1 protein-coding gene is annotated in these 1156 nt (G+C 39.8%); it reads right to left on the minus strand.

Translation table 11 applies throughout. The annotated features are described in order from the left end of the window. Positions 1–31 precede the first annotated feature (31 nt). Positions 32–1042, minus strand: a complete 1011-nt coding sequence (gene gap / locus A5875_RS04625; protein WP_088932521.1) for a type I glyceraldehyde-3-phosphate dehydrogenase — start codon at positions 1040–1042, stop codon at positions 32–34. Positions 1043–1156: the final 114 nt, after the last annotated feature.

A 1156-nucleotide genomic window follows, 5' to 3' on the forward strand; every position in this document is an offset into this window, starting at 1 on the left:
ATCTTGATCTCCCTTAAAACTATACTAGCTCTTATAAGTTAGCAAATTTTTCTAGTAAACGAATCATTTGGCAAGTGAAGCCGTATTCGTTGTCGTACCAAGCAACTGTTTTAACTAATTGGTAGTCGCCTGCTGAAGTAACTTCAGTTTGAGTTGGGTCAAAAATTGAACCTTGAGTGGTGCCGATCACATCGCCAGAAACGATTTCGCGATCGTCATAACCAAATGATGGGTTATCAACGGTATGTTTTTTGATTGCTTCGTTTACTTGGTCGGCAGTTACTTTAGTTTTAAGCACTGAAACCAATTCAGTCAATGAACCATCAACAACTGGAACACGTTGAGCATGTCCTTGTAATTTTCCATTCAGTTCTGGAATTACCAAGCCGATTGCTTTAGCAGCACCAGTTGAATGTGGAATAGTATTGTCAGCAGCAGAACGTGCAGCACGTAAGTTGCCGCCTTTGACTGGTCCGTCTAGCAACATTTGTGTTGAAGTGTAGGCGTGAACAGTTGTCATCGTTCCAACTTCAATACCAAATTCTTCATTTAAGAAGTAAGCCATAGGAGCTAAACAGTTTGTTGTACAAGAACCAGCTGAGATGATCTTGTCATTTGAATCTAGAGTGTCATCATTTACGTTGTAAACGATTGTTTTCATTTGTCCAGCAGGAGCTGAGATAACGACGCGCTTAACACCAGCATCTAAGTGAGCTTGTGCTTTTTCTTCAGATGTATAAAAACCTGTACATTCAAGCACGATGTCAACACCGTTTTCTTTCACCCAAGGGATCTTGCTTGCATCTGGTTCAGCATATACACGCGTTTTTTCGCCGTCAACAACGATTGAATCTTCTGTCGCAGTAACTGTTCCAGGGTATGTGCCATGTGTTGAGTCAAATTGTAATAATTGTGCCAACATTGTAGGACTTGTCAAGTCGTTGATTGCTACCACTTCGATATCGTCAGATACTTCTTTGATCCGACGGAATGCTAAACGACCGATACGTCCAAATCCATTAATACCTACTTTTACTGTCATAACCAAAAGTTCCTCCTTTTTTATATCAAGCATAGCTTGATGCCTTACATTTTTTATTGTGCAACGCATCAATTTTTTTGTCAAAAGATATTACCTGAGAGTAATTCTAAGAGT

The sequence above is a fragment of the Enterococcus sp. 3H8_DIV0648 genome, assembly GCF_002140655.1.
Lineage (GTDB): Bacteria > Bacillota > Bacilli > Lactobacillales > Enterococcaceae > Enterococcus_A > Enterococcus_A hulanensis.

Coding starts and splice junctions, on each gene's coding strand:
- gap (WP_088932521.1), bottom strand. CDS start 1,042: ATGACAGTAAAAGTAGGTATTAATGGATTTGGACGTATCGGTCGTTTA.